This window comes from Paenibacillus zeisoli, from assembly GCF_003994465.1.
GTDB lineage: Bacteria > Bacillota > Bacilli > Paenibacillales > Paenibacillaceae > Fontibacillus > Fontibacillus zeisoli.
Map to the genome: position 1 here is coordinate 339387 of NZ_RZNX01000001.1, position 23673 is coordinate 363059.

Below are 23673 nucleotides of genomic sequence, written 5' to 3' on the forward strand. Positions count from 1 at the left end.
AATTTATTGGCTACTTTTTTTCTGATCATCATCTATTTGGCCTTCATTAGTCTAGGACTTCCGGATTCCTTGCTGGGTTCGGCATGGCCTGTCATGCAGGTAGATTTCAACGCCCCGCTTGAGACGGCGGGTCTGTTATTTATGATCGTAGCGGCAGGGACGATTGTATCCAGCCTAATTAGCGGGTCGGTACTAGAACGATTTGGTACAGGGAAAGTGACGCTTGTAAGTTGTATCATGACAGCTGGAGCCTTAACGGGCTTTGCTTTCTCGCCCTCGCTGATCTGGTTAATCTTGTGTGCCATTCCACTTGGACTGGGAGCGGGCGCTGTAGATGCAGGCCTCAATAATTACGTTGCGGCGCACTACAAAGCGCATCATATGAGCTGGCTGCATTGTTTCTGGGGAGTAGGAGCTACACTGGGCCCTGTGATTATGGCGCAGTTCATCACTGGACAGAATTTATGGAGACAGGGTTACCTTACCGTAGCGGGAATACAAGGGGTGTTGGTTATCATTCTATTCCTCTCACTTCCTTTATGGGATCGTGTTGCCCGCCAGAGCAATGTCTCAACCTTGGAAGCTGCTGGTGATGGACATGATGAAAAAGAAGATATACTTGGCAATTCTACGAAACCGATTCAGATCAGAGGAGTCAAGCTGTCCATGGTTACTTTTCTGCTGTACTGCGGGGTTGAAGCTGGAATAGGCTTGTGGGGAAGCAGCTTTCTGGTGGGTCTCAAGAATTTGCCGGCAGCTGAGGCCGCAAGCTGGGTGTCCTCTTATTACGGAGGGATTACCGTCGGAAGGTTCATTACAGGTTTCATCACCTTTAAGGTTAGCAATCGTCATCTCATTAGGGCAGGTCAACTTACCGCACTATTCGGAGCTCTTCTTCTAGTTCTCCCCTTGCCGACTGTATTTTCTCTGGTTGCCTTTATGGTAATAGGACTAGGATTGGCTCCTATATATCCGTGTATGCTTCATGAAACTCCTGTACGTTTCGGGACGAAACATTCACAGAAGATTATGGGTTATCAGATGGCGGTAGCCTATACGGGCAGCACATTCATGCCTCCGCTTCTGGGGCTGCTCGCTTCCTTATGGAGCATAAGCGTATTTCCTTACTTTATCTTCATATCTGCTGCCGCGATGCTTCTTTTTTCAGAGAAATTGAATGCTTTTCTAAGTCGGAGAATATGATTTGTTAGATTTCACCACAAAATTTTGGAAATAGTAAAATGCTTTATTATATGATATATAATTTCGGACAGACTTAATCCGTAAGTTACCTGTTTAACAAAGAAGGATTATTGGGTAACATTCATAAGATGTGGATGAATAAGAGGAGGACTTCAATGAGAACAACGCGCACATTCTTAATCTTTATGTCTTTGCTGTTCCTGGCTCTGGCAGGAGTTCCTTATGGAACGGCAGCAACTGAGGCAGCACCGGCCTCGGAGAAAGTATATCAAATCGGTACAGATACTACATTCGCTCCATTTGAGTTCCAGGACGTGAATGGCAAGTACGTAGGAATTGACATGGAGTTAATGGAAGCCATAGCGAAAGACCAGAACTTCAAGTTCGAGATCAAATCCCTGGGCTTTAACGCGGCTGTTCAGGCACTGGAATCCAATCAGGTTGATGGTGTCATTGCGGGCATGAGCATTACCAACGAACGTAAGCAGAAGTTCGACTTCTCTGATCCGTATTTTGATTCCGGTGTAATTATGGCCGTCCGTGAGGACAACAACGAGGTCACCAATTATGAAGATCTGAAAGGGAAGAAGGTAGCCGTAAAGACGGGTACAGAGGGTTACACTTTCGCTGAGTCTGTCTCGTCCAAATACGGATTTACGATCGTACCGTTTGATGATTCTTCTCAAATGTACGACGATGTGAAGACCGGGAACTCCGTCGCGTGTTTTGATGACTATCCTGTGCTGGCTTATGGAGTGAAGCAGAAGAATGGACTGAAGACGGTAACCGACAAGGAGAAAGGCGCTTCCTACGGCTTCGCGGTAAGTAAGGGCCAGAACAAGGAGCTTCTTGAAAAATTCAATGCGGGTCTGACTAATCTTCGTGCTAACGGGGAGTACCAAAAGTTATTGGATAAGTATCTCGGTAAAAATGCAGTAAGTACTGCGAATCAAAGCCGCTGGGGACTAGTTAAGAGCTCCTTGCCAGCTCTATTTGTAGGTCTTGGCAAGACCCTATTGTATACGCTGATCTCGCTATTCTTTGCATTTATTCTGGGATTAATCTTCGGATTTATGAAGGTGGGGCGGAATAAATGGCTGCGGGGCATTGCTACTGTATTTGTAGACTTGTTCCGGGGAATTCCGCTGATTGTACTTGCATTCTTCATCTATTTCGGTATTCCTCAAGCTTTGGGTTTCACGATGCCGTTGTTCCTGGCTGCAATCCTAACGCTTAGTCTCAATGCTGGTGCCTATGTGACAGAAATTATTCGCGGAGGAATCCAGTCCATTGACCGCGGTCAAATGGAGGCGGCAAGATCTCTCGGCCTGCCTTACCGCAAGGCCATGATCAAAATTATTATTCCGCAGGCCATACGTGTAATGATCCCTGCGTTCATTAACCAGCTGGTAATCACGCTGAAGGATACATCTATACTTTCGGTAATTGGCTTGGTGGAACTGACACAATCAGGAAAGATTGTCATTGCAAGAACCTTCGCTTCGTTTGATATTTGGCTCACGGTTGCGGTAATGTATCTTGTCGTCATTACAGTACTGACCAAAATCTCGAGCCGTCTGGAAGGAAAGGTGCGTCATGGGTAAAATCAAGGTACAAGGTCTTAAAAAGAGCTTTGGAGCTAATCAGGTTCTGAAAGGAATCGACATGGAGGTGCAGGAGGGAGAGGTTGTATGTGTCATCGGGCCATCGGGTTCAGGCAAGAGCACCTTCCTTCGATGCATCAACCGGTTAGAAGACATTACTGCCGGTACGGTAGTTGTAGATAACTCGGATATTAACAATCCCAAAACGGACATTAACAAGGTTCGCGAGAATATCGGGATGGTGTTCCAGCATTTCAACCTGTTCCCGCATTTCAATGTTCTTCGGAATATTATGTTCGCCCCGCTTGAGCTGGGCAAGCAGACCAAAGAGCAGGCTCGCGCTACAGCACTGAAGCTGCTCGATCAAGTCGGCCTGTCGGATAAAGCGGATGCTTATCCGAGCCAGTTGTCGGGCGGCCAGAAGCAGCGTGTGGCGATTGCCAGAGCCTTGGCGATGAATCCGGACATCATGCTGTTCGACGAGCCAACATCAGCCCTCGACCCCGAGATGGTCGGCGAGGTACTCGGCGTGATGAACGATCTTGCCCGCGAAGGCATGACCATGGTGATTGTTACGCATGAAATGGGCTTCGCGCGTGAGGTGGCCGATCGTGTCATCTTCATGGATGGAGGCTATATTGTTGAGGAAGGGCCGCCAGAGAAGGTATTTGGCAGTCCGCAGCATGAGCGTACCATCAGCTTTTTGGAGAAAGTGCTCAAAGCATAATTTTCAGCAAATATGAATTCAAAGATCTAATTGAACCCTTTCCGGAATTCAATGCATAAAGTCATTAGTTTGGCTGGACTTTGGCGTTGAAGACAGGGGAGGGTTTTTCGTGTGCCTGTATAGTACGTTTCACCCAATTAACTCCACCCGTACACAAGTACGAATTAATAGGAATAGCCTATATAACTCGCTATTATTTCATTCTACACTTGAAGCGTAATCAGGCTATAAACCAAGAAGAGGAGTGATTCAATGTTCATTCAACCAGCTGCTAAAGTATTTTGGACAAGGTTGATAGCTGCCTTAGTAATTCTGCTAGGTGCAACTATGATGTGGCTTCAACCTCTGAAAGCTGCACAAGCTGAAGTTAACCAGGACCGTCACAGCCTTGGATTTGCCCAAAATGTATACGAAGTGAAGCTGGGAGAAAAGATCAATGTATCCCTTTTGTTAAAAGGAAAAGATCGGAATGAGGACGTAACTACTGTTGCAGAAATTTTTACTTTCAATCAGCGTATAGCAAAGAGTTACGACCACGGCGTAATCGAAGGAATAAACCCTGGGACCACATACTTATATGGAAACTATCATAATACTATTTATGATACAGCTATAGCAGAAGTCCGGGTGGTAGGAGAACCTCCCGAGGATCTTGAACTTAAGTTCGATTCAGATGAGTACAGCATGGTTCCTGAGGAACCTGTGGAGTTCAGAGTAACGGCTAAGGGAAAAGATGGTGTGGTAAAAGATGTAACGGGAGACGTAATGTTAACATCGGATCATTTCCATGTAGTCTCATTCTATGGTCATGACAACATTTATGAAATATTTAGCGATATTCCAGGCGAGGCTACAATAACGGCGTTATATCATGGCAAACTCGCGATAGCTAAAGTAACTTCTTATAAACAGAACCTCAAGTTAAAACTCGATTCGGAAGAATATAGCTTATTGGCAGGAGAACGACTGGACATACAACTTACGGCTACGCACCCGAACGGAAGAACTGAAGTTATTGGTCCAGGACGTATACAATATTCTTTCACTGACAATCCTGATGTAGCATGGGTGAACAAGATTACGGGAGAACTTATAGCATTTGGTCCAGGAGAGGCAACTGTTACCGTCAAATACAGAGATTTTACAGCGTCTGCAAAAGTATACGTATATCCCAAAAAGTGACTTAGGCTCATCGGACTGATGGAATTAACGAATGAAATGTGTCCCTCCGTAACAAGCTAACCGTGTAGTATATTTAGCTCAGACCCAGAGGAGGATACCTGTAATGGCTGATCAGAAGCGAAGAGAAGAAGCTGCCTGGAAGTCACGTAAGCAACAAAATCATCCCCATGGTAAAATCAAATCGCTGAAAGAATTATCCAGCGAGTATGATGCGGAACATACTACACATTAATATTTGAGCAATACGAAGCGGCTGCTGGTCATTTGATCAGCGGCCGCTTTGCTGTGATAAGCAGAGGATTAACATGGATATTACCTGGTATGAACGGGTTATCTTAAGAAAGCTATCCCAGTTCCAAGATTGCATGGGATTGATTAAGGGTAAGAAGTGGTAACTTAGAAAATTAGCAGAAATTCCCCATTTATATCAGGAGGTTAGTAATCTATGACGTCAATAACCAGCAATCCCGCAGCTGCGATCTTGGGAATTGGAACCGCCTTGCCCGCTCATTCTATCGCTCAAGCTGACATCGCCGAGCTGATTGCATCTTCTCTGCAGGACAGCCCTGATTTAGCCCGCTTTGCCAGAAGAATATTCAGATCATGCGGGGTTGACACGAGATATACCTGCGAACCCAGTTATCTGGGATCTCCGGAAGATTGCCGTTACTTACCTATAGGAGACCATTCCAATATCCCCACCACTAAGGAACGAATGGATACATATAAAAGAGAGGCCTTACCACTTGGGCTGCAGGCCGCTAAGCAGGCGATGAACGAAGCCTCCATGTCCCCGGAGCAGATCACACACCTCATTACGGTCAGCTGTACCGGACAATATCTGCCGGGACTTGATGTCATGCTGATTCGTCAGCTCGGACTATCTCCCCGCGTTAACCGGCTGCCACTTATTTTCCAGGGATGTGCAGCTGGTCTAAAGGCGATTCAAATGGCTAGAGATGTCGTACTGGGAGCCCCAGGGTCACAAGTGTTGGTAGTCTGCGTGGAGCTGTGCAGTCTGCATTTTCAACCTGCCAAGGAAAGAGAAGCTTTGTTCGCTGCTTCGTTCTTCGGGGACGGTGCTGCCTCCTGTGTAATTGGAAGTCCGAAGGAACACCATTCGAACAATATGAACCTCGGTAGAGGTTATTCCGTACTGCTACCTGATTCCACTGAGGATATGACGTGGGAGGTGGGGAATACGGGTTATGATCTGTATCTGTCACCGCGAATCCCCAAGCTGCTGGGTACACACCTGAAGTCTGAACTCGCTCTTCTTCTTGGAGGAGACAAGCTTCCAGAGCTTTGGGCTATTCATCCGGGTGGCCGTGGTATCGTGGATTCGGTTCAGGAGGTCATGAATCTTACGGAGGAGCATACCAAATTCAGCAGGGATGTGCTGCGAAATGTGGGCAATCTGTCTTCAGTGACGATTATGTTCGTACTGAATGCTATGCGTCAGGAGATGAAATCTGAGGGCAGGGAAGAAGCGGATGGAGTAGCCATGGCTTTCGGACCTGGACTTACCGCTGAGCTCATGCGGTTTACTTATATACCGGCTTATGCAGCTGCCAATAAGGAGCAGAATCATGCCCTTCTTTAGGACCCTGACGATCCGGGCCAAGGAAGATGAGCTTATGGATGACTTCTCCATGGGTGGAGAAGAACTTAGCGAAGCTCTGCAGCATTTGAGAAGGTTGAATCGGATTTTTCCTGCGGCAGCGCCAACACTCCATGGCGTAGATAAGCTTTGGCAGGCAAATGGAAGACCCCCCAAGCTTAGCATCCTTGATGTGGGAGCCGGTTCGGGTGACATTAACACAAAGCTCCTAAAATGGGCAGACCGAAAAGGAATTTCACTTCAAATCACGCTTGTCGATATGACCGTGGAGGCCTGTGAGGAAGCTAGGCGTTTGTTCCGAGAAGAGCCGAGAGTGAAAGTCATACAGGGAAACGTCAAAGACTTGGATGAGAGAGCTGCCGATATCGTGACTGGCTCCCAGTTCATTCATCATTTTGATGGGGAAGAGCTGGTTGATATGGTCGCACATATGCTCCAAGCGTCCAGATACGGCATAGTCATCAACGATATTCATAGGCACGCTGTATCCTATACGGCAGTATGGCTGATGACACGACTGATTTCACGCAACCGGTATATCCGTCATGACGGACCCCTGTCCGTCGCCAAGGGGTTTAAAGGCAGGGATTGGCGAGAACTTAAGGCTAAGCTTAAGATGAGCTCGATGACCTACTCCTGGCGGCCGTTGTTTCGTTACTCCGTGGTGATCCCCAGAATTGCCAATCAGAGCTCTAGTGATCGAAAAGGCAGGTGAACTCAGAATGCTGAAGCAAGCGGATGTGATTATCATAGGCGCGGGAATTGCCGGCAGCAGCTGTGCAATCCAGCTTGCCAGGCTGGGCCACAAGACCGTGCTGCTCGATCGGCAGCATTTCCCCCGGCACAAAACGTGCGGTGAATTCATGTCCCCGGAGACGAAGGAGATGCTCGACTATTTAGGCGTGAATCCAGAGACACATGGGTTTGCAACCGGCACAATGGATAGGGCCAAGCTTATTTTTTCTCACGGAGGAGAGATTGAAGCCCCCCTACCCGGAAGGGCCGTTGGTATCAGCCGTTATGAGCTGGATCGACTTCTTCATCAACAAGCATCAGAAGCTGGAACCGAGATTAGTACGAAGACCAGGGTCACCGGTATTGAACAAATGGAATCCGGGTTATATGAAGTCTGCACTAGACAAGGAAAGGATCAGGTACGGTATCTCGCCAAGGCGGTCATTGCCGCTTATGGAACCAAGAGGCCTACTGGTGCACCACGATCCGAAATCCAGCGAGATAAGACCGCGTATGTTGGAGTTAAATCTCACTTCAGCGGGCTTCATATCCCGTCGCAGGTGGAGCTTTATTTCTGTGAAGGTGGATATGTCGGACTTTCGCCAATTGAGAATGGAATCGTCAATGCTGCCGCACTGCTATCATTGGACGTTGTTCAGCGACTTGGCAAGTCTGTACCAGAGATTCTGGAAGGAGCCTCGCGCACCAATTCTAAATTAGCGGACCGCCTGTCAAAAGGGACACCTGTTGCAGGTACCCAGGTCTCTGTGGCACCACTCCACTTGTCGGATGTTCCCGAGCCCTGGTCGCAGTTTCCGCATGTAGGCGATGCTATGCTCATGATTCCGCCGCTTTGCGGGGATGGGATGTCCATTGCGCTGCGCTCCGCCTGGTTATGCGCCCGCTCAACTGATCAGTTCTTAAGAGGCAACTTAAGCTTCTCCGAGTGGAAGAACCAATACACAGAGGAAGCGAATCGTGAATTCTCTCAGCTGTTAAGGAGAGCGAGAACGATGCACAAGCTTGCCTTTGCCAAAACCAACCGCCTCTATCCGGGTATAGCCCGGCTTCTCCCAGGTCTGGCATCCTATCTGGTCAAATCGACACGATTATCGGAGACTGGGCTGATTCGATAACGGATACTTGGTAATAATCGCAGCTTGTATATATTAAAAATCCCCCCTTTCTGGAGCAGATCCAGAGAGGAGGGATTTATTAATGTGAAGTTGTTACTTATTCATTCTACGATGCTTAAGCAGCAGCGGATAGAATAAGATGCCGCTGACAATCAAGGCAAGTCCAAGCACAAAAGTCTTGAGGTCTGCCGTACCCGCGACAATAACCCACAAAGAGTAGATGGCAGCCAAGGCTGCAATGATCCCCTCGGTTACCCGCTCCTTGTTCAGGGAATAGGTTTCACCCGTCAGGGTCAGCTTAAGGTGGTACAGGGATGCAATCAGATAAGGTACCAGATAGGCGAGTGTGGCAATTTGAATAATGAAATCAAAAGCCGCTGAAATGGAACCCGAGATGGTAGACAGCAGCAGAATCTGACCCAGCAGATTCGAGATCCAAAGTGATACCTTGGGCATGCCCTTTCCGTTCTCTTTGGCGAAAGAAGGGAGGAAGACTCCCAGCTTGGCTGCTTGAAACGGAACTTCTGCACTCAGCAGCACCCAGCCGATGGTGGAGCCAAGCAGACTTATAAGTCCAAGTCCTGCCAGCAGCTTGCCGCCGATAGGTCCGAGCACGGTTGATATCCCGTCTACAAGCGGATTCTGGGAAGCAATCAGCTGTTCCTGCGTCAGCAGGCCCATGGTTAGAATACTGATACCGACATACAGCACGAGGGAAATGACAAGCCCTGCGATCGTTGCACGGCGGATATCCTGCTTGCGGCGTGCCCGGGCGGCAAAGACCATAGCAGACTCTACGCCGATGAAGGCCCACAGGGTCGCAATAGCAGCAGAGTTAACTTGAGAGAGCAGGCCAATCGTCTCCCCGCTCTCGTTCGTCCGCGGTGCCAGTAACGGCCCAATATTGCTTTGCTGGAAAGCGAACAGGGCAATTACGATAAAGAGTGCAAAGCCAATAACTTTGGTTGCCGTTGCGATGAAATTCAAACGTCCGGCACTGTTCATCCCCCTAAGGCAGATGGCGTTCGTTCCCCACAGCAGCACCGAGCAGACAAGGAAGGTTAAGGTGTTGCCGGCTTTCAGTGTAAAGCTGCCGAGTTCCAGCCACACTTTATCGCTGGTGAGAACAGGGAAGAAGGTGGACAGGTAGCTGGCAAAGGTCGTAATTACTGCCACAAAGCCGGCGATATTGCCGACCCAGTATCCCCAGGTAGACATAAAACCGGCCAACAAGGAACCATGCGAACCTTCCCGGAACAGCTCTTTTGCATAAATTTGTGGACCCCCGCTTAATTCAGGCTTGCGAATCGCCAGACTGCCGAATACCAGCGCCAGAGTTAGTACACCAAGTCCTGTAGCAGCCCAGGCCAGAACGACACCGGCCGGACTTGCAGCTTCGGATAGGGAGCGGGGAAGCATGAAGATTCCCGACCCGACCATGTTACCCACCACAAGGGCGGTGAGGATCCAGAAGCCTAATTTATGTCTTGTCATGTTGATTAAACCCCTTTAACAGAATGATTAGAATACGGTAAAAATATAAAACCAACAGGTAACCATAATACACTTTCTTCTGCTAAAGCACCAGCGTAAATTTTAGGAGATGGGGCATATTATTTCATAGAAGTTTTGAAGGTTCAGTAAAAAGGGGGGGCACCATGAAGATATCGCTTAACAAACAGTCCATTCTGCTGCTTAGCGTGAATGGATTATTTGTACTTGCTGGAGCGTTATCGGGTACGTTCCTGAACGTATACTTATGGAAGAGCAGACAGGACTACAGTATGATTGGCTGGTTCACAATCAGTCAGCAGCTTGCACTGGGTCTAACTTTCTGGGTGGCCGGCAAGTGGGTGAAAGAGCATAACAAAATGAATGCTTTACGAATGGGAATTGCTGTCACAGGACTATTTTATCTGCTTGTCTTATGGGCGGGAAAAGACGCAGTTAACTATATCTGGCCATTGGGGATTGTACTGGGAACTGCGCTGGGTCTTTTTTGGCTTGCTTTCAATGTGGTCTACTTTGAAGTGACGGATGCCGAGAATCGTGATTTGTTCAACGGCTGGGTAGGATTGCTTGGTTCCGTTACCGGTATTATCGGTCCATTGTTATCAGGCTGGATTATATCAAGGTTAAAAGATGATCAAGGGTATCGCATCATTTTCACCATTTCACTGGTGATTTACGCCGTTGGAGTTGTGCTTAGCTTCTTTCTCAAAAAGCGAAAGGTACAAGGAAGATATGAATGGCTCGAGCCTATCCGCAGACTAAGGATTCTACATGACCCCTGGCGTTACGCCGTTCCCGGACTGATTGCCCAGGGACTTCGCGAAGGCGTCTTCTCCTTCCTGATTAACCTGCTAGTGTATGTTGCTACCACTCAAGAATCGAAGCTGGGACAGTTTTCATTCATAACCTCATCTGTGGGGCTCGGCAGCTTCTGGCTGGCTGGGAAATGGTTCAAACCGAGATTTCGATACATAGGAATGCTGGTTGGATCGGTGCTGCTTGTGGTTGTCATTCTCCCTTTATTGTGGAAAGTCAGTTACAGTACGCTGCTCATCTGGGGCATCGGGACTTCATTGTTCATGCCGCTCTATATCCTGCCTATGGTATCGGCGGGCTTTGATCTGATGGGATCAAGTGAGGAGAGTGTGGAGAAAAGGGTGGAGCTGGTCGTCCTGCGCGAGCTCAGTTTAATGGCAGGACGAATTGCTGGGACGTTAATTTTTATATGGATCTTATCCCTAAGCACGAATCCATCAACTCTTACCTGGGTCCTGCTAGCCCTCGGAACGGCGCCGCTATTAGGCTGGTTAAGCATGCGCAAGCTGCTTAGACCCGCGAACAAACGGGCAGCTCGGGATAAATGAGAACTTGACATACCCAATAGGATTATGGTATTGGTATATACAAATAAAGGCAATGCAACCGGTGGGTTCAACCTCGTAACGAAATTGAGGTTGGCCCTTTTTTGCATCCAATAAAAAGGAGAATATGCTTATGCCACATCCTGAGATACTGCTTCAACGTCTAGATCATATTGGAGATTCACTTGGACACAAGGAAGGTGCGCTGGTCCTACTTGGGGTAGGCTCTGTTGGTGAGGAATTGGATCGATTGGATGAGTACTCGGATCTGGACTTTTTTGTAATTGTGAAGCCTGGCTTCAAACAGAGATTTATTGAGCAGCTGGATTGGCTTGAGGAGGTGCATCCTCTGGATTACTACTTCAAGAATACGGATGACGGATATAAAATTTTGTTCCAAGACGGGATATACGGCGAGTTCGCGATTTTTGAGAAGAATGAGCTTGAGAATATTCCATACAAGGGCGGACGTGTCGTCTGGAAAAGTCTTGAAGCAGATAACTTTGCCATAAAAAGCAGCAATTCTGAACGGATCCCGAGTATAAGAAAGGACCAACTTGATTATTCCCTCAACGAAGCGCTAACCAATCTCTATGTTGGACTTGGAAGGTACGCCCGCGGAGAGAAGCTGTCTGCCGTGAGGTTCATCGAAGGGTATGCCATAGATTCCATCCTTTCCGTACTGCATCTGGTCGAGAAGGAAGAAGATTATTTCCCCGATTGCTTCGGTAATGAGAGACGACTCGAAAAGCGGTTCCCCAAGTTTGGAGAGCGTCTTGGAGACATGATGCAGGGCTATAACCGGGTTCCCGAATCCGCCATTCATATTCTCAATTATCTGGAAAGTGTATATCCGGTTAATCGCAGACTCAGCGAAGAAATCAGAAAGTTAGCCGAGTAAGTTTAAACCTCCTCGAACACGGTTACAAAGAGAAGAGTCAGCACCTTACAAGAATGAATAACTCTTATTCACTTAGCCTAGAGGAGGAATTGATGATGCCAGATCAAGACCAATACAGCGTGCAGGATCCAGCAGCCCAGTATCCAAAGGCAACTGCGGAGTGGAAGCAGACACAGCCTGAGCCAGGACTTCAGGAGAAAATGACTCCACAACCCGACGCAGGAGAAACAAGCTACCGGGGAACGGGGAGATTGACCGGACGCAAGGCAGTGGTAACTGGAGCAGACAGCGGAATTGGCCGGGCGGCCGCCATTGCATTTGCCCGCGAAGGTGCAGATGTGGTCCTTTCTTACCTGCCTGAGGAAGAGGCCGATGCCAAAGAGGTTGTGAAGCTGATCGAGGAGGCAGGCCGAAAGGCCGTAGCCATTCCAGGTGATTTGAAGGATGAGCAGTACTGCGAACAGCTCATTGCGGAGGCGGTGGAGAAGCTTGGCGGGATTGATATTCTAGCCAACATTGCAGGCAAGCAGCAGTTCGTGGAAGATATTGCAGACCTAACAACAGAGCAGTTCGATGCTACTTTTAAGACAAACGTATACTCTCTGTTCTGGCTGTGCAAGGCTGCGATTAAGCATATGAAGCCAGGCAGCACGATCATTAATACCTCGTCCATCCAAGCGTACAAACCATCGCCCATACTGCTGGATTATGCGACTACGAAGTCAGCAATTAATACCTTTAGTAAGGCTTTGGCGCAGCAAGTCGCGAGTAAGGGGATCCGTGTAAATGTGGTGGCTCCGGGACCTGTATGGACTCCGCTTCAAGTGGCCGGCGGGCAACCAACAGCGAAGCTCGCAGAATTTGGTTCGAATACGCCTCTGGGCCGTGCAGGACAGCCTGCTGAAATGGCTCCGGCGTTTGTGTTCTTGGCCAGTCAGGAATCCAGCTATATTACTGGAGAAACTTTGAATGCCAACGGGGGTACACCAACCCCTTAAACCATAGATTAACAAGTTAACAGAGGATGCTGTATCCATTTTGGATCGGCACCTCTTTTTCATTTGTTCACAAAGTGTTCACTTATTTGGAGGGATCTTCAGCCTCTATAATTACAATCCTAAACAGAAAGGATGATGAAATTGCCAACAACGAAGAAAGAAAATGTATAGTTCGGGGAGATTGTCCGTTATGTATTTAGCAAATTCGTCAAAGGCAAGGGACTTAGACGATCTCTGAGCTGAAAGGAAATTCGATTCCATCGCTTGCTATGAAATGCATTTCACAATATATACTTGTTCCGAATCTTGTTGGCATCATACCCAAGGAGGGAAATATATGATTCACACTAATCTGCGTCCTTTTCCGAAGGACTTTCTATGGGGCTCAGCATCAGCTGCATATCAGATTGAAGGAGCATGGAACGAAGACGGAAAAGGTTTGTCCGTGTGGGATGTATTTACGAAGATAGAAGGCAAGACCTATCAGGGAAGTAACGGCGATGTAGCCATGGACCATTATCACAGGTATAAGGAAGATATTGCGCTTATGGCTGAGATGGGCCTCAAAGCCTATCGTTTCTCGGTAAGCTGGCCACGGATTTATCCGAACGGTTATGGGGAAGTAAATGAAGAAGGGCTACGGTTCTATGATCGTGTGATCGATGAACTGATGGCTCACGGGATCGAGCCTGTGCTTACCCTGTATCATTGGGATGTACCGCAGGCGCTTATGGATGAGTACGGAGCCTGGGAGTCGCGGCGGATCATCGAAGATTTCGATAACTACTGTGTAACTTTATTCAAACGTTACGGGGACCGAGTGAAATATTGGGTGTCGCTGAACGAGCAGAATTACAATACCAACCACGGATTCATTACCGCCATGCACCCGCCGGGTGTGAAGGATCGCAAACGATTCTATCAGGCGAATCACCATGCTTTTCTGGCTAATGCGAAGGTCATTGACTCATTTCGTACTCATGTGCCGGGTGGACAAATCGGACCAAGCTTCGCTTACTCTCCGGCCTATCCGGCTTCAAGCAAACCGGAGGATATGCTGGCATTTGAGAACGCGGAGGAATTCACCAACTTCTGGTGGCTGGATGTATACTGCCTGGGGCACTATCCACAGATTCCACTAAGGTACCTGGAAGAGCAGGGGCTGGCTCCTGTCTTTGAAAAAGGGGATGTGGAGCTCCTTCGCAAGGGTAAGCCCGATTTCGTAGGCGTCAATTACTATCAGACGATTACTTACGAACATAATCCGCTGAACGGCGTAGCTGAAGGGAAGATGAATACAACCGGCCAAAAGGGAAGCAATCAATCGACCGGGCTGCCTGGATTGTACAAGACAGCATCTAATCCGAATCTGGAGACATCCAATTGGGACTGGGCTATTGACCCGATTGGCCTGCGGATTGGCCTTCGCCGGATTACCAGCCGGTATGGTCTGCCCGTGTTCATTACTGAGAATGGACTTGGTGAATTTGATAAGCTGGAGCAAGAAGATACCATTCATGATGATTATCGTATTGCTTATCTCAAATCCCATCTGGTGCAGTGTTTGCAGGCCATGAACGATGGGGTCGAGTTAATCGGATATTGCAGCTGGTCGTTCACCGATGTGCTCAGCTGGTTGAACGGTTACCAGAAGCGGTATGGGTTTGTATATATTGACCGGGATGAGACCGATGAAAGATCGCTGCGCCGAATCAAAAAAGACAGCTTTCATTGGTATCAAGAGGTCATTCACACGAACGGCGAGCGGTTATTTAATTCATAGTCAGCCAAGCATTGAAGATCCACCGGTGATTACCGGCGGATCTTATTCGTATTACTATCTGCTGATAGCAGGTTCAACGATAGTAATTGACTTTTGGTCCGTATTCAGATTAACTCTAGCTCCAATCGGCATAGCTGCTTTATACATCCCGTGACCTGTTGCCAGGTTGGTAATAAGTGGCTTGCCTAGTGGTACGACAAATGTGATGATAAGCTCCTCATAAGATGTTCCGTATGCGGCAGAACAGCCCGTACATTCCCCCATAATAATCCCGGCACAATCATTAAATTTACCGGCTAGCTTCAAATCGTTCAAATACCTGTAGACGGTATTGGTCGGCTCATGTGTCTCTTCAAGCAGCAGGATCTTGCCCCTTGTGTCAATTTCGAAAGGTGTGCCTAAGGTATCTACGAACGATGTCAGATTACCGCCTACAAGCGTTCCCGTCACATTGCCGGGTACCCGGCTTATGAGAGGCATTCCAGGCGGATTGTCAATTTGCCGGGACATGGAGAATACCGAAGTAGCGGAGAAGAACTGGTTCATGTTATAGGCAGGTGTCTGTGATTTGAAGTCAATTAGCAGAAGACTGTGGAAGGTGATCAAATCTGCATATTGATAGAGGACATTTAGCAGGACTGTTATATCGCTATAACCTGATATGATCTTAGGATGACTTCGGATCACATTATAATCCAGGTAAGGAAGAATCCCGGCTACGCCTGTGCCGCCTCGGGTAGGAAGAATCATTTTTACCTGACTATTCTGAAACATCATCATCAGATCAGATGCGCGCTGCTCGTCGGTTCCGGCAAGGAACCCATTCTGGGCATAGACATACTTCCCCAATACGATATTGAAACCCATGGCCTTAAGGTAGTCCATACGTGCATTGATTACTTGTGTATCCAGCGGGCTGCCCAAGGTAACAATTCCAATGGTATCCCCTCTCTGAAGTATAGGCGGACGTATTGGCATAAACTTACCTACCTTCCTTGAGAAATACTAGCTGCTGGCCAGCATTACATGATTTTTCTATTCCATGTGCACAATAGATCTCACTTCACATTTAGGAAGGGGATTGTATGAAAACATACCTAATTGGATTCTCTCTAATGGCACTATGCCTAATTAGCGGCAGTTTCCGCGGTGATTTGTTCGTTCAGAATAGGGCAGCTGGCCCTGTTCCCGTTCCGATTCTGCTGTATCACTCGGTATCCGGCGAGAAAGGTGATCCGCTTAAGATTGATCCCTCTCGATTTGAAGAAGAGATGACTTACTTGAAGAAAGAGGGATATCACTCCATTCATTTCAAAGAGCTGCAGGAAGGATGGTATAACGGACGACCTTTATTCCCGAAGCCGATCATCATTACTTTTGACGACGGATATGAGGATAACTACACGGCTGCGTACCCGATTTTGCTGAAAACAGGTATGAAGGCAACCATATTTGTGGTAACGGGGAGCATCGGCTCACCGGGACGGCTTACATGGCAGCAGCTGCATACGATGGAGTCGTCGGGCTTGATAGATACCCAATCACACACCGTTACTCATTCTAACTTAACCAAGCTGAGCGATGAGCAGAAGATGAGGGAATTAGTCAATTCAAGAAATCAAATTCTACGTAAGTTAGGACATCTAGCAGACGTATTAGCATATCCGTATGGCTTCTATGATAGGCGTTCTATCGACGCGGTACACAAGGCGGGCTATCAGCTTGCTGTCATCACCGAGCCGGGAGCTGCAGATGTGACGCATGGAAGATTTCAGCTGCATCGCATTCTTATCTCTGGAGATTTATTGCTTGATCAATTCAAAGCTGCGTTAAATGGGCCGTAATGGGCTGATTGAAATTTTGCTGTTGACTTTGCCCTTAGGGTAAGGTGTTTAGTAGAAGTGTACAAAGAACATGGATGGAGGTGAGCCATTGTTATCGATTGGCGAATTCTCGAAAATGTGCGGAGTCTCTACCAAAACACTCCGTTATTATGATGAGATTGGCTTAATTAACCCGGAAGAGATTAATCCCGGAAATGGGTACAGGTATTATGCTGTCCGGCAGCTAAAGAAGATGCTGTTCATCAATCGTCTGAAATCTTATCATTTCTCACTCGAAGAGATGAGAGTCATCCTGGACTTGGAAGAGGATTTATTCGAAGAGAAGCTTCGTTCTGCACTCCTTCGCAAGAGCATGGAAATCCAGGATAAGCTGAAAGCTTATGAGTACATCCTGAAGCAAATGAGTAACGACATAACGAGCTTAGATAACGGGATACCCCTGATGTCATATCTGGACAATATAGATGTTCAGCTTGTGGAAACTCAGCCGATGACTATTCTATATATACGGCAGATGATGAGCAGCCATGACTATGCATCAGGGTATGGATCTTATTTTGGCAAGTTATATGAAAAGATTGCAGTCAATAAACTCACCATGCTCGGAACTCCCATGACGATTTATCACAGTCCAGAGTATTATCCTTCTGGCAATGATACAGAGTTTGCGATACCCATAAAGGAGCTTGTAAAGGGAAGCAGGGATTTGCCAGGCGGCCTATGCGCGAAGTCGGTGCTAAAGGGTTCGTATTCGGAACTAACCTCGGTATTTGCCAAGCTTAGAGAGTGGGTAGAGCAGGAAGGATATGAGCTGGTGGAATCACCCTACGAAATCTATCTGACAGATCCTGATCAAGTCACGAGGACTGAGGATTTGGTTACTGAGGTATATTTTCCTGTAAAGAAAAAATAACTGAGTACGTCTAAAGGGGGATTTATCATGCAAAAAAACTGCTGGCCAACTTCAGTATGGCAGACCACCGAGCCTACAGCCCTGGGTATGAATCCGGACAAACTCACAGAGCTAGAACCCAAGATCAAAGCGGACTACAGCAACATTAACGGTATTGTTATGGTAAGGCATGGGTGTATAGCTTACGAAAGGTACTATAATGGCTGTGGACCTGATGATCCACACCATGTAGCCTCTGTAACGAAAAGCGTCATCTCTGCATTGATTGGGATTGCCATAGATGCAGGGTATATTATGAACGAGGACCAGAAGGTGCTGGACTTCTTCCCGGAATATGTCACGGAATGTTCGAGCTCGCTGCGGCAAGAGATTACCTTAAGACATCTTCTCACGATGACAGCCCCCTATGCCTTTGAGGATTGGCATGAACCGCTGGATAAGATGTGCATGCAGCCAGACTGGGTCCGATATACGCTGGATATGCTGGGCCGAGAAGGAAGTATTGGTGACTTTAAATATTCCACCGCGGGTGCGCATCTGCTTTCGGCCATAATCACCCGCAGCACGGGTAGAAGTGCCCGTGAATTTGCTAACGAGCATCTATTTAAGCCGATCGGGATGAGAGAGATCATGGATTATGAAATGAAATCTTACGGGTTTGATGATCTGTTCGGACAGTATGTGAAGGGATGGGTTCATGATCCAAACGGCATTTCCACAGGCGGATGGGGATTAACCTTAACTCCTCGAGATATGGCCCGTTTTGGCCTGCTATATCTGAACCGTGGCAACTGGGAGGGACGTCAGATTATTTCCGAGAGCTGGATTGAGAACTCTATTGCAATGAACTCATATACATACGGTAATCTATGGTGGTTACGTGAAGAGGAGGGGGTTTTTTCCTACTCCGCAGTAGGTGATGGCGGGAATGTGATCTGCTGCATTCCATCCCTAAATCTTGTTATCGCCATTGCATCCGAGTTCACATTGAACGCTCGTGATCGGTGGACATTGATTAAGGAATGTATAATTCCGGCTGTACACGAATCTTAATCACAAATTCACATCTGGGCACATACACTGTACTAATGGTTTAAGACTAACAATTTCACTTATGGAAATAAGCTCCCAAATTTTTGTCTTATTCTAGTACATTTTGACGAACTTCTCACTTTTTTACCTGCCTTAAATAGTATATAATTATCAGATAATCGCAGATATGATATCTTAGAATAATTATATTACACTACTAGCCTATAAGGATGGTTAAAATGAGCAGCGTAACTAAAACAGACGTCATCTTGATTGGTGCCGGAATCATGAGTGCAACTTTAGGTACACTCTTGAAAGAATTAATGCCCGACTGGAATATTAAAGTATTCGAGAAGCTTGAACAAGCTGGCGAAGAGAGCTCAAATGAGTGGAATAATGCGGGAACAGGGCATGCTGCACTCTGCGAACTGAACTACACTACCGAGAAACCGGACGGATCCATTGATATTAGCAAGGCGATCAAGATTAACGAGCAGTTTCAGGTATCCATGCAGTTTTGGTCTTATCTTGTAAATGCAAAGCTGATTCATAATCCGATCGACTTCATCATGCCGCTCCCACATATGAGTATGGTGCAAGGAGAAGCAGATACTGCCTTTTTGAGAAAAAGATTTGAAGCGCTATCAAGCAATCCTCTCTTCCAAGGCATGGAATTCTCCGATGATCCAGCCAAGCTTAAGGAATGGATTCCGCTTATTATGCAGAACCGTCCAGCTAACGAAGTTATTGCAGCTACCAAAATAGACACCGGAACGGACGTTAACTTTGGCGCTTTAACGCGCATGCTATTTAACCATTTACAGTCCAAAGGTGTGGATATCCACTATAAACATAGTGTTGATAATATCAAGCGTTCTGGCGATGGATCGTGGGAATTAAAAGTTCGTGATTTGAACAGCGGCACTACAGAGAACCATAAGGCAAAGTTTGTGTTTATTGGCGGTGGCGGTGGAAGCTTGCATCTGCTTCAAAAAACCGGTATTCCCGAAGGAAAGCATATCGGCGGATTCCCCGTGAGCGGAATTTTTATGGTATGTAACAATCCAGAAGTCATAGAGCAGCATCACGCCAAAGTATACGGCAAAGCAAAAGTGGGGGCACCACCTATGTCTGTTCCGCATCTGGATACCAGGTTTATCGATAACAAGAAATCGTTGTTATTTGGCCCGTTTGCCGGGTTCTCGCCAAGGTTCCTGAAGACAGGTTCGTTGTTTGATTTACTCACATCTGTGAAACCGAATAATGTCTTGACGATGTTAGCGGCAGGCGCTAAAGAGATGTCTTTAACGAAGTATTTAATCCAGCAGGTGATGTTATCCAAAGAAAAGCGGATGGAGGAACTTCGTGAATTCATCCCGAACGCCAAAATCGAGGATTGGGATTTGGTAGTAGCAGGCCAGCGAGTCCAAGTGATCAAGGATACAGAAGCAGGTGGGAAGGGAACGCTGCAATTCGGTACGGAAGTGATTACCGCTGCAGATGGCTCGATTGCCGCTTTACTTGGTGCTTCTCCGGGCGCTTCAACCGCCGTTCACGTTATGCTGGAAGTGATTAATAAGTGCTTCCCTGAGCAGGTAAAAGATTGGGAACCAAGAATCAAAGAGATGATTCCATCCTATGGCAAATCATTAATGGAGAATCCAGAGCTTCTGCTTGAAGTTCATGCCACAACTGCCGAAACGCTGGGTCTGAGCAAAAAAGAACCTGTGTTTAGTTAAGTAACTTTTGTGAAATTTATTTCCTTTTAAATCAAGAGTAGGCTGCGATCGTGATGGATCGCAGCCTTTTTTTGTAGCACAGGAAGGGATAGATCCGTCACTTTTGATGATGCTCGCTGGGTATACTTCCTGTCTTCTCGTACCTGGGATTATGGAGACGGCATCGATCAATGAGAAATCGATATCACTTTCGAGCTGTGCCTAAGTGAAGTGTTCGGCTGTGGGGTATTCAAGCCATAGAGGAAGACATCAAAAAAAGAACCTGGATAATTATATCAGGTTCTCATCATTTGCATATTGAATGTAACAAGGCAGAATGCTATGCTTATAAAGAATGCTGAAATGTCAGTGCATAAGTATGACATCTTATATTTTTATAATATCATGCCGGCAAGCGATTGTCAAATGTCTTTTCTCAATTAAATGTTAAGGGAGATGTTTTAATGAGTTCTTTGGTTCTTGGGTTTCAGGAAATGGATAGTGCACAGCTGATGTTTGTTGGCGGGAAAGGTTTGAATCTAGGTGAATTATCCAAAATTGACGGAATACAAGTACCAGAAGGATTCTGTGTTACAACAGTGGGATATCAAAAGGCAATCGAACAAAACGAAACGTATCTTGCATTAGTGGATCAACTAACCAAATTAAAAGCAGAAGATCGTGATGAGATTGGGCAAATCAGTAGGGAAATCCGTCAGCTTCTATTGGAAATTGAAATTCCATCTGAAGTTGCGAAAGCAGTGACTCACTACCTCGCCCAGTTTGGCGATGAACATGCTTATGCGGTGCGTTCTAGTGCGACTGCGGAAGATTTGCCCCATGCCTCTTTTGCTGGGCAGCAAGATACCTATTTAAATATCATCGGCGTCGATGCCGTCTTGCAGCATATCAGCAAATGCTGGGCTTCCTTATTTACAGATCATGCGGTCATCTACCGTATGCAAAATGGATTTGACCATAGACAGGTGTATTTATCCGTTATCGTTCAAAGAATGATTGTCCCGAATGCTTCAGGAATATTATTCACCGCAGATCCCATTAGTGGAAACCGGAAGCTGCTAACCATCGATGCCAGTTACGGACTTGGAGAAGCGCTGGTCTCAGGTCTCGTAACTGCAGATTGTTATAAGGTACAAGGCGAGGAAATCGTTGAAAGAAGGATAGCCGCCAAAAAGGTGGCTATTTATGGACGGAAAGAAGGCGGAACAGAGACTCGGCAGATTCCTTTTGACCACCAAAATACTCAAACACTTACCGAACAACAGATATTTAATCTGGCACGCATCGGAAGACAAATCGAAGCTTATTTTGGCTGCCCGCAAGATATCGAATGGTGTTTGGCTGACGGTGTCTTCTATATTGTCCAGAGCCGGCCAATTACGACTTTATATCCGATCCCTCAAGCGAATGATCAAGAGAATCATGTCTATGTCTCTGTCGGGCATCAACAAATGATGACCGACCCGATCAAACCGCTTGGACTGTCTTTTTATCTGCTAATAACACCTGCGCCCATGCGTATAGCCGGTGGAAGGTTGTTTGTTGATGTTACTCCCATGCTGGCTTCACCAGTTAGAAGAGAAGCTTTTTTAAATACCTTGGGGCAATCCGATCCTCTCATAAAAGACGCGTTTATGACCATAATCGAGCGAGGGGACTTCATCAAAACGATCCCGGATGATAATAAAGGAACGAGCAGGCCGGCTGTTGGTAGTCCAGCGCAAATCGAAAATGATCCAAAAATCGTTTCCGATTTGATTAAGCGCAGTCAAACTTCAATTGAAGTGTTAAAACAAAACATCCGAACAAAATCAGGCTCCGAATTGTTAGATTTTATTCTAGAAGACATTCAGGAGTTAAGGAAAATCTTATTCGACCCGCAAAGTACGGCTGTGTTCATGTCAGCTATGAACGCTTCATCATGGATCAATGAGAAAATGATGGAGTGGTTAGGTGAGAAGAACGCAGCGGACACACTCTCTCAATCGGTACCCAATAACATTACGTCAGAAATGGGTCTGTCGCTAATGGATGTCGCCGATGTGATTCGTCCATATCCCGAAGTCCTCCAGTATTTGCGACATGTTCATGACAATGATAATTTTTTGGATGACCTGCTTAAATTTGATGGGGGGCAGGAAACCAAGGAAGCGATTCATTCCTTTCTGGATAAATACGGCATGCGATGTGCCGGGGAAATCGATATTACCCGAACACGTTGGAGCGAGAAACCAACTACCATCGTCCCGCTGATTCTGGCTAACCTCAAAAACTTTGAGGCAAATGCAAGCCGCCTGAAATTTGAGCAAGGACGGCAGGACGCATTAGACAAAGAACATGAATTATTGGACCGATTGAAGCAACTACCGGATGGCGAACACAAAACATTAGAAACCAAACAAATGATCGACCTCGTTCGCAATTTCATAGGTTACCGGGAATATCCTAAATACGGATATGTGAGTCGCTACTTCGTTTATAAGCAGGCTATATTGAAAGAAGCCGAGCAGCTCGTACAAGCGGGCGTTATTCACGACAAAGAAGATGTCTACTATCTCACATTTGAAGAACTTCACGATGTATTACGCACGAAAGAACTGGATGCCCAGGTCATCACCCAACGAAAAGACGAGTACAGATTGTTTGAAAAATTAACCCCGCCGCGTGTGATCACGTCTGATGGTGAAATCATTACAGGGGCATACCAACGAGGGAATTTGCCGGCTAACGCGATTTTAGGGATACCTGTTTCTTCCGGAGTGATAGAAGGTAGAGCGCGTGTCATTATGAACATGGAAAATGCCGAGCTGGAGGATGGAGATATATTAGTAACCTCCTTTACTGACCCTGGCTGGACACCCTTGTTTGTATCCATCAAAGGCTTAATCACTGAAGTTGGCGGACTGATGACTCATGGAGCTGTGATCGCTCGTGAATACGGCATACCCGCAGTTGTTGGCGTGGACAACGCCACCAAACTTATCCAAGACGGACAGCGGATTCGTGTGCATGGAACGGAAGGGTATGTAGAATTATTGTAATGGTACAAAACGAGTTTAAATTAAACTTTCCACCCCATGTGTGTTGAAACGCAAGGTTGAGATATGGTACGATCCAGTTATCTTAACAAAGGAGTTGAAGAGGATAATGTAATTTTCTCTCGCTGATCATGAACATGATAAAACTTGAATTAGCGGTATGCCGTTACGGCCATCGCCTTGTTTTATTATGGATTAGCAGGATTAAAGTTACTTATTCTTTTCAACTCAAGCGGATAGGCACAATTCAGCTCCCTGGAGCGTGACTTTGCCCTATATTTATTTGAGCTGGAGCTGCGAGAAAAGTAACTTTTCTTGCAGCTTTTTTATTTGCAAAGGAGGGC

19 protein-coding genes are annotated in these 23673 nt (G+C 46.7%); 17 read left to right on the plus strand and 2 right to left on the minus strand.

What is annotated here, in order from left to right; genetic code table 11:
* Positions 1-6 precede the first annotated feature (6 nt).
* From EJP77_RS01525 to EJP77_RS01555, 8 genes are all read left to right on the plus strand, one after another.
* Positions 7-1203: an MFS transporter gene (locus tag EJP77_RS01525; RefSeq protein ID WP_127197425.1), complete on the plus strand. Its 1197-nt coding sequence runs from the start codon at positions 7-9 to the stop codon at positions 1201-1203.
* Between the two features lie 185 nt (positions 1204-1388).
* Positions 1389-2807, plus strand: a complete 1419-nt coding sequence (locus tag EJP77_RS01530; RefSeq protein WP_425464224.1) for an amino acid ABC transporter substrate-binding protein/permease — start codon at positions 1389-1391, stop codon at positions 2805-2807.
* Entirely contained in the window at positions 2800-3534 is a 735-nt protein-coding gene (locus EJP77_RS01535) for an amino acid ABC transporter ATP-binding protein (protein ID WP_127197427.1), read from the plus strand. Before EJP77_RS01530 ends, EJP77_RS01535 begins: the two co-directional genes overlap by 8 nt.
* 252 nt (positions 3535-3786) lie before the next feature.
* Positions 3787-4716: a hypothetical protein gene (locus EJP77_RS01540; protein ID WP_127197428.1), complete on the plus strand. Its 930-nt coding sequence runs from the start codon at positions 3787-3789 to the stop codon at positions 4714-4716.
* A gap of 103 nt (positions 4717-4819) precedes the next feature.
* Positions 4820-4948, plus strand: coding sequence for a DUF6254 family protein (locus tag EJP77_RS20760; RefSeq protein ID WP_221885991.1), 129 nt, complete (start codon positions 4820-4822; stop codon positions 4946-4948).
* A 213-nt stretch (positions 4949-5161) separates the two neighbouring features.
* A complete protein-coding gene (locus EJP77_RS01545; RefSeq protein ID WP_127197429.1) occupies positions 5162-6319 on the plus strand; it encodes a type III polyketide synthase in 1158 nt (385 codons plus the stop codon).
* Complete coding sequence (locus EJP77_RS01550; protein ID WP_127197430.1) at positions 6306-7052, plus strand: methyltransferase domain-containing protein; 747 nt, start codon at positions 6306-6308, stop codon at positions 7050-7052. Before EJP77_RS01545 ends, EJP77_RS01550 begins: the two co-directional genes overlap by 14 nt.
* Before the next feature lie 7 nt (positions 7053-7059).
* Positions 7060-8208 carry an NAD(P)/FAD-dependent oxidoreductase gene (locus EJP77_RS01555; RefSeq protein WP_127197431.1) on the plus strand — a complete coding sequence of 383 codons (1149 nt, stop codon included), beginning with the start codon at positions 7060-7062 and terminating at the stop codon, positions 8206-8208.
* A 93-nt stretch (positions 8209-8301) separates the two neighbouring features.
* Here the strand turns inward: EJP77_RS01555 and EJP77_RS01560 are convergent, their stop codons facing one another.
* Positions 8302-9702, minus strand: coding sequence for an amino acid permease (locus EJP77_RS01560; RefSeq protein WP_127197432.1), 1401 nt, complete (start codon positions 9700-9702; stop codon positions 8302-8304).
* A 164-nt stretch (positions 9703-9866) separates the two neighbouring features.
* On the opposite strand from EJP77_RS01560, the gene EJP77_RS01565 reads away from it, so the two are divergent.
* From EJP77_RS01565 to EJP77_RS01580, 4 genes are all read left to right on the plus strand, one after another.
* The gene (locus EJP77_RS01565) at positions 9867-11084 is read left to right on the plus strand and encodes an MFS transporter (protein ID WP_127197433.1); all 1218 of its coding nucleotides are present in this window, start codon (positions 9867-9869) and stop codon (positions 11082-11084) included.
* 130 nt (positions 11085-11214) lie between these two features.
* Entirely contained in the window at positions 11215-11982 is a 768-nt protein-coding gene (locus EJP77_RS01570; protein WP_127197434.1) for a hypothetical protein, read from the plus strand.
* A 95-nt stretch (positions 11983-12077) separates the two neighbouring features.
* Entirely contained in the window at positions 12078-12980 is a 903-nt protein-coding gene (locus tag EJP77_RS01575; protein ID WP_127198255.1) for an SDR family oxidoreductase, read from the plus strand.
* 337 nt (positions 12981-13317) lie between these two features.
* Positions 13318-14763 carry a glycoside hydrolase family 1 protein gene (locus tag EJP77_RS01580; RefSeq protein ID WP_127197435.1) on the plus strand — a complete coding sequence of 482 codons (1446 nt, stop codon included), beginning with the start codon at positions 13318-13320 and terminating at the stop codon, positions 14761-14763.
* A 54-nt stretch (positions 14764-14817) separates the two neighbouring features.
* On the opposite strand, the gene EJP77_RS01585 is transcribed toward EJP77_RS01580, so the two are convergent.
* Positions 14818-15741 (minus strand): S66 peptidase family protein, encoded by a 924-nt coding sequence (locus EJP77_RS01585; protein WP_127197436.1) that lies wholly within the window; start codon positions 15739-15741, stop codon positions 14818-14820.
* A gap of 107 nt (positions 15742-15848) precedes the next feature.
* Here EJP77_RS01585 and EJP77_RS01590 point away from each other — a divergent pair, with 107 nt between their 5' ends.
* The 5 genes from EJP77_RS01590 to ppsA all read left to right on the plus strand — a co-directional run bounded on the left by EJP77_RS01590 (position 15849) and on the right by ppsA (position 23332).
* Complete coding sequence (locus EJP77_RS01590) at positions 15849-16607, plus strand: polysaccharide deacetylase family protein (protein WP_127197437.1); 759 nt, start codon at positions 15849-15851, stop codon at positions 16605-16607.
* An 88-nt stretch (positions 16608-16695) separates the two neighbouring features.
* The gene (locus tag EJP77_RS01595) at positions 16696-17520 is read left to right on the plus strand and encodes a MerR family transcriptional regulator (RefSeq protein WP_127197438.1); all 825 of its coding nucleotides are present in this window, start codon (positions 16696-16698) and stop codon (positions 17518-17520) included.
* 27 nt (positions 17521-17547) lie between these two features.
* On the plus strand, positions 17548-18573 hold the full coding sequence (locus EJP77_RS01600) for a serine hydrolase domain-containing protein (RefSeq protein WP_127197439.1): 1026 nt from the start codon (positions 17548-17550) through the stop codon (positions 18571-18573).
* 218 nt (positions 18574-18791) lie between these two features.
* Complete coding sequence (locus tag EJP77_RS01605) at positions 18792-20291, plus strand: malate:quinone oxidoreductase (protein WP_127197440.1); 1500 nt, start codon at positions 18792-18794, stop codon at positions 20289-20291.
* A 443-nt stretch (positions 20292-20734) separates the two neighbouring features.
* On the plus strand, positions 20735-23332 hold the full coding sequence (gene ppsA / locus EJP77_RS01610; protein WP_127197441.1) for a phosphoenolpyruvate synthase: 2598 nt from the start codon (positions 20735-20737) through the stop codon (positions 23330-23332).
* Positions 23333-23673: the final 341 nt, after the last annotated feature.

Bases quoted from the DNA above. Each gene is read 5' to 3' on its own strand.
- ppsA (WP_127197441.1), top strand. From the start codon at position 20,735: ATGAGTTCTTTGGTTCTTGGGTTTCAGGAAATGGATAGTGCACAGCTG.
- EJP77_RS01575 (WP_127198255.1), top strand. From the start codon at position 12,078: ATGCCAGATCAAGACCAATACAGCGTGCAGGATCCAGCAGCCCAGTAT.
- EJP77_RS01550 (WP_127197430.1), top strand. From the start codon at position 6,306: ATGCCCTTCTTTAGGACCCTGACGATCCGGGCCAAGGAAGATGAGCTT.
- EJP77_RS01540 (WP_127197428.1), top strand. From the start codon at position 3,787: ATGTTCATTCAACCAGCTGCTAAAGTATTTTGGACAAGGTTGATAGCT.
- EJP77_RS01535 (WP_127197427.1), top strand. From the start codon at position 2,800: ATGGGTAAAATCAAGGTACAAGGTCTTAAAAAGAGCTTTGGAGCTAAT.
- EJP77_RS01605 (WP_127197440.1), top strand. From the start codon at position 18,792: ATGAGCAGCGTAACTAAAACAGACGTCATCTTGATTGGTGCCGGAATC.
- EJP77_RS01565 (WP_127197433.1), top strand. From the start codon at position 9,867: ATGAAGATATCGCTTAACAAACAGTCCATTCTGCTGCTTAGCGTGAAT.
- EJP77_RS01530 (WP_425464224.1), top strand. From the start codon at position 1,389: ATGTCTTTGCTGTTCCTGGCTCTGGCAGGAGTTCCTTATGGAACGGCA.
- EJP77_RS01585 (WP_127197436.1), bottom strand. From the start codon at position 15,741: ATGCCAATACGTCCGCCTATACTTCAGAGAGGGGATACCATTGGAATT.
- EJP77_RS01560 (WP_127197432.1), bottom strand. From the start codon at position 9,702: ATGACAAGACATAAATTAGGCTTCTGGATCCTCACCGCCCTTGTGGTG.
- EJP77_RS01555 (WP_127197431.1), top strand. From the start codon at position 7,060: ATGCTGAAGCAAGCGGATGTGATTATCATAGGCGCGGGAATTGCCGGC.
- EJP77_RS01590 (WP_127197437.1), top strand. From the start codon at position 15,849: ATGAAAACATACCTAATTGGATTCTCTCTAATGGCACTATGCCTAATT.
- EJP77_RS01580 (WP_127197435.1), top strand. From the start codon at position 13,318: ATGATTCACACTAATCTGCGTCCTTTTCCGAAGGACTTTCTATGGGGC.
- EJP77_RS20760 (WP_221885991.1), top strand. From the start codon at position 4,820: ATGGCTGATCAGAAGCGAAGAGAAGAAGCTGCCTGGAAGTCACGTAAG.
- EJP77_RS01545 (WP_127197429.1), top strand. From the start codon at position 5,162: ATGACGTCAATAACCAGCAATCCCGCAGCTGCGATCTTGGGAATTGGA.
- EJP77_RS01570 (WP_127197434.1), top strand. From the start codon at position 11,215: ATGCCACATCCTGAGATACTGCTTCAACGTCTAGATCATATTGGAGAT.
- EJP77_RS01600 (WP_127197439.1), top strand. From the start codon at position 17,548: ATGCAAAAAAACTGCTGGCCAACTTCAGTATGGCAGACCACCGAGCCT.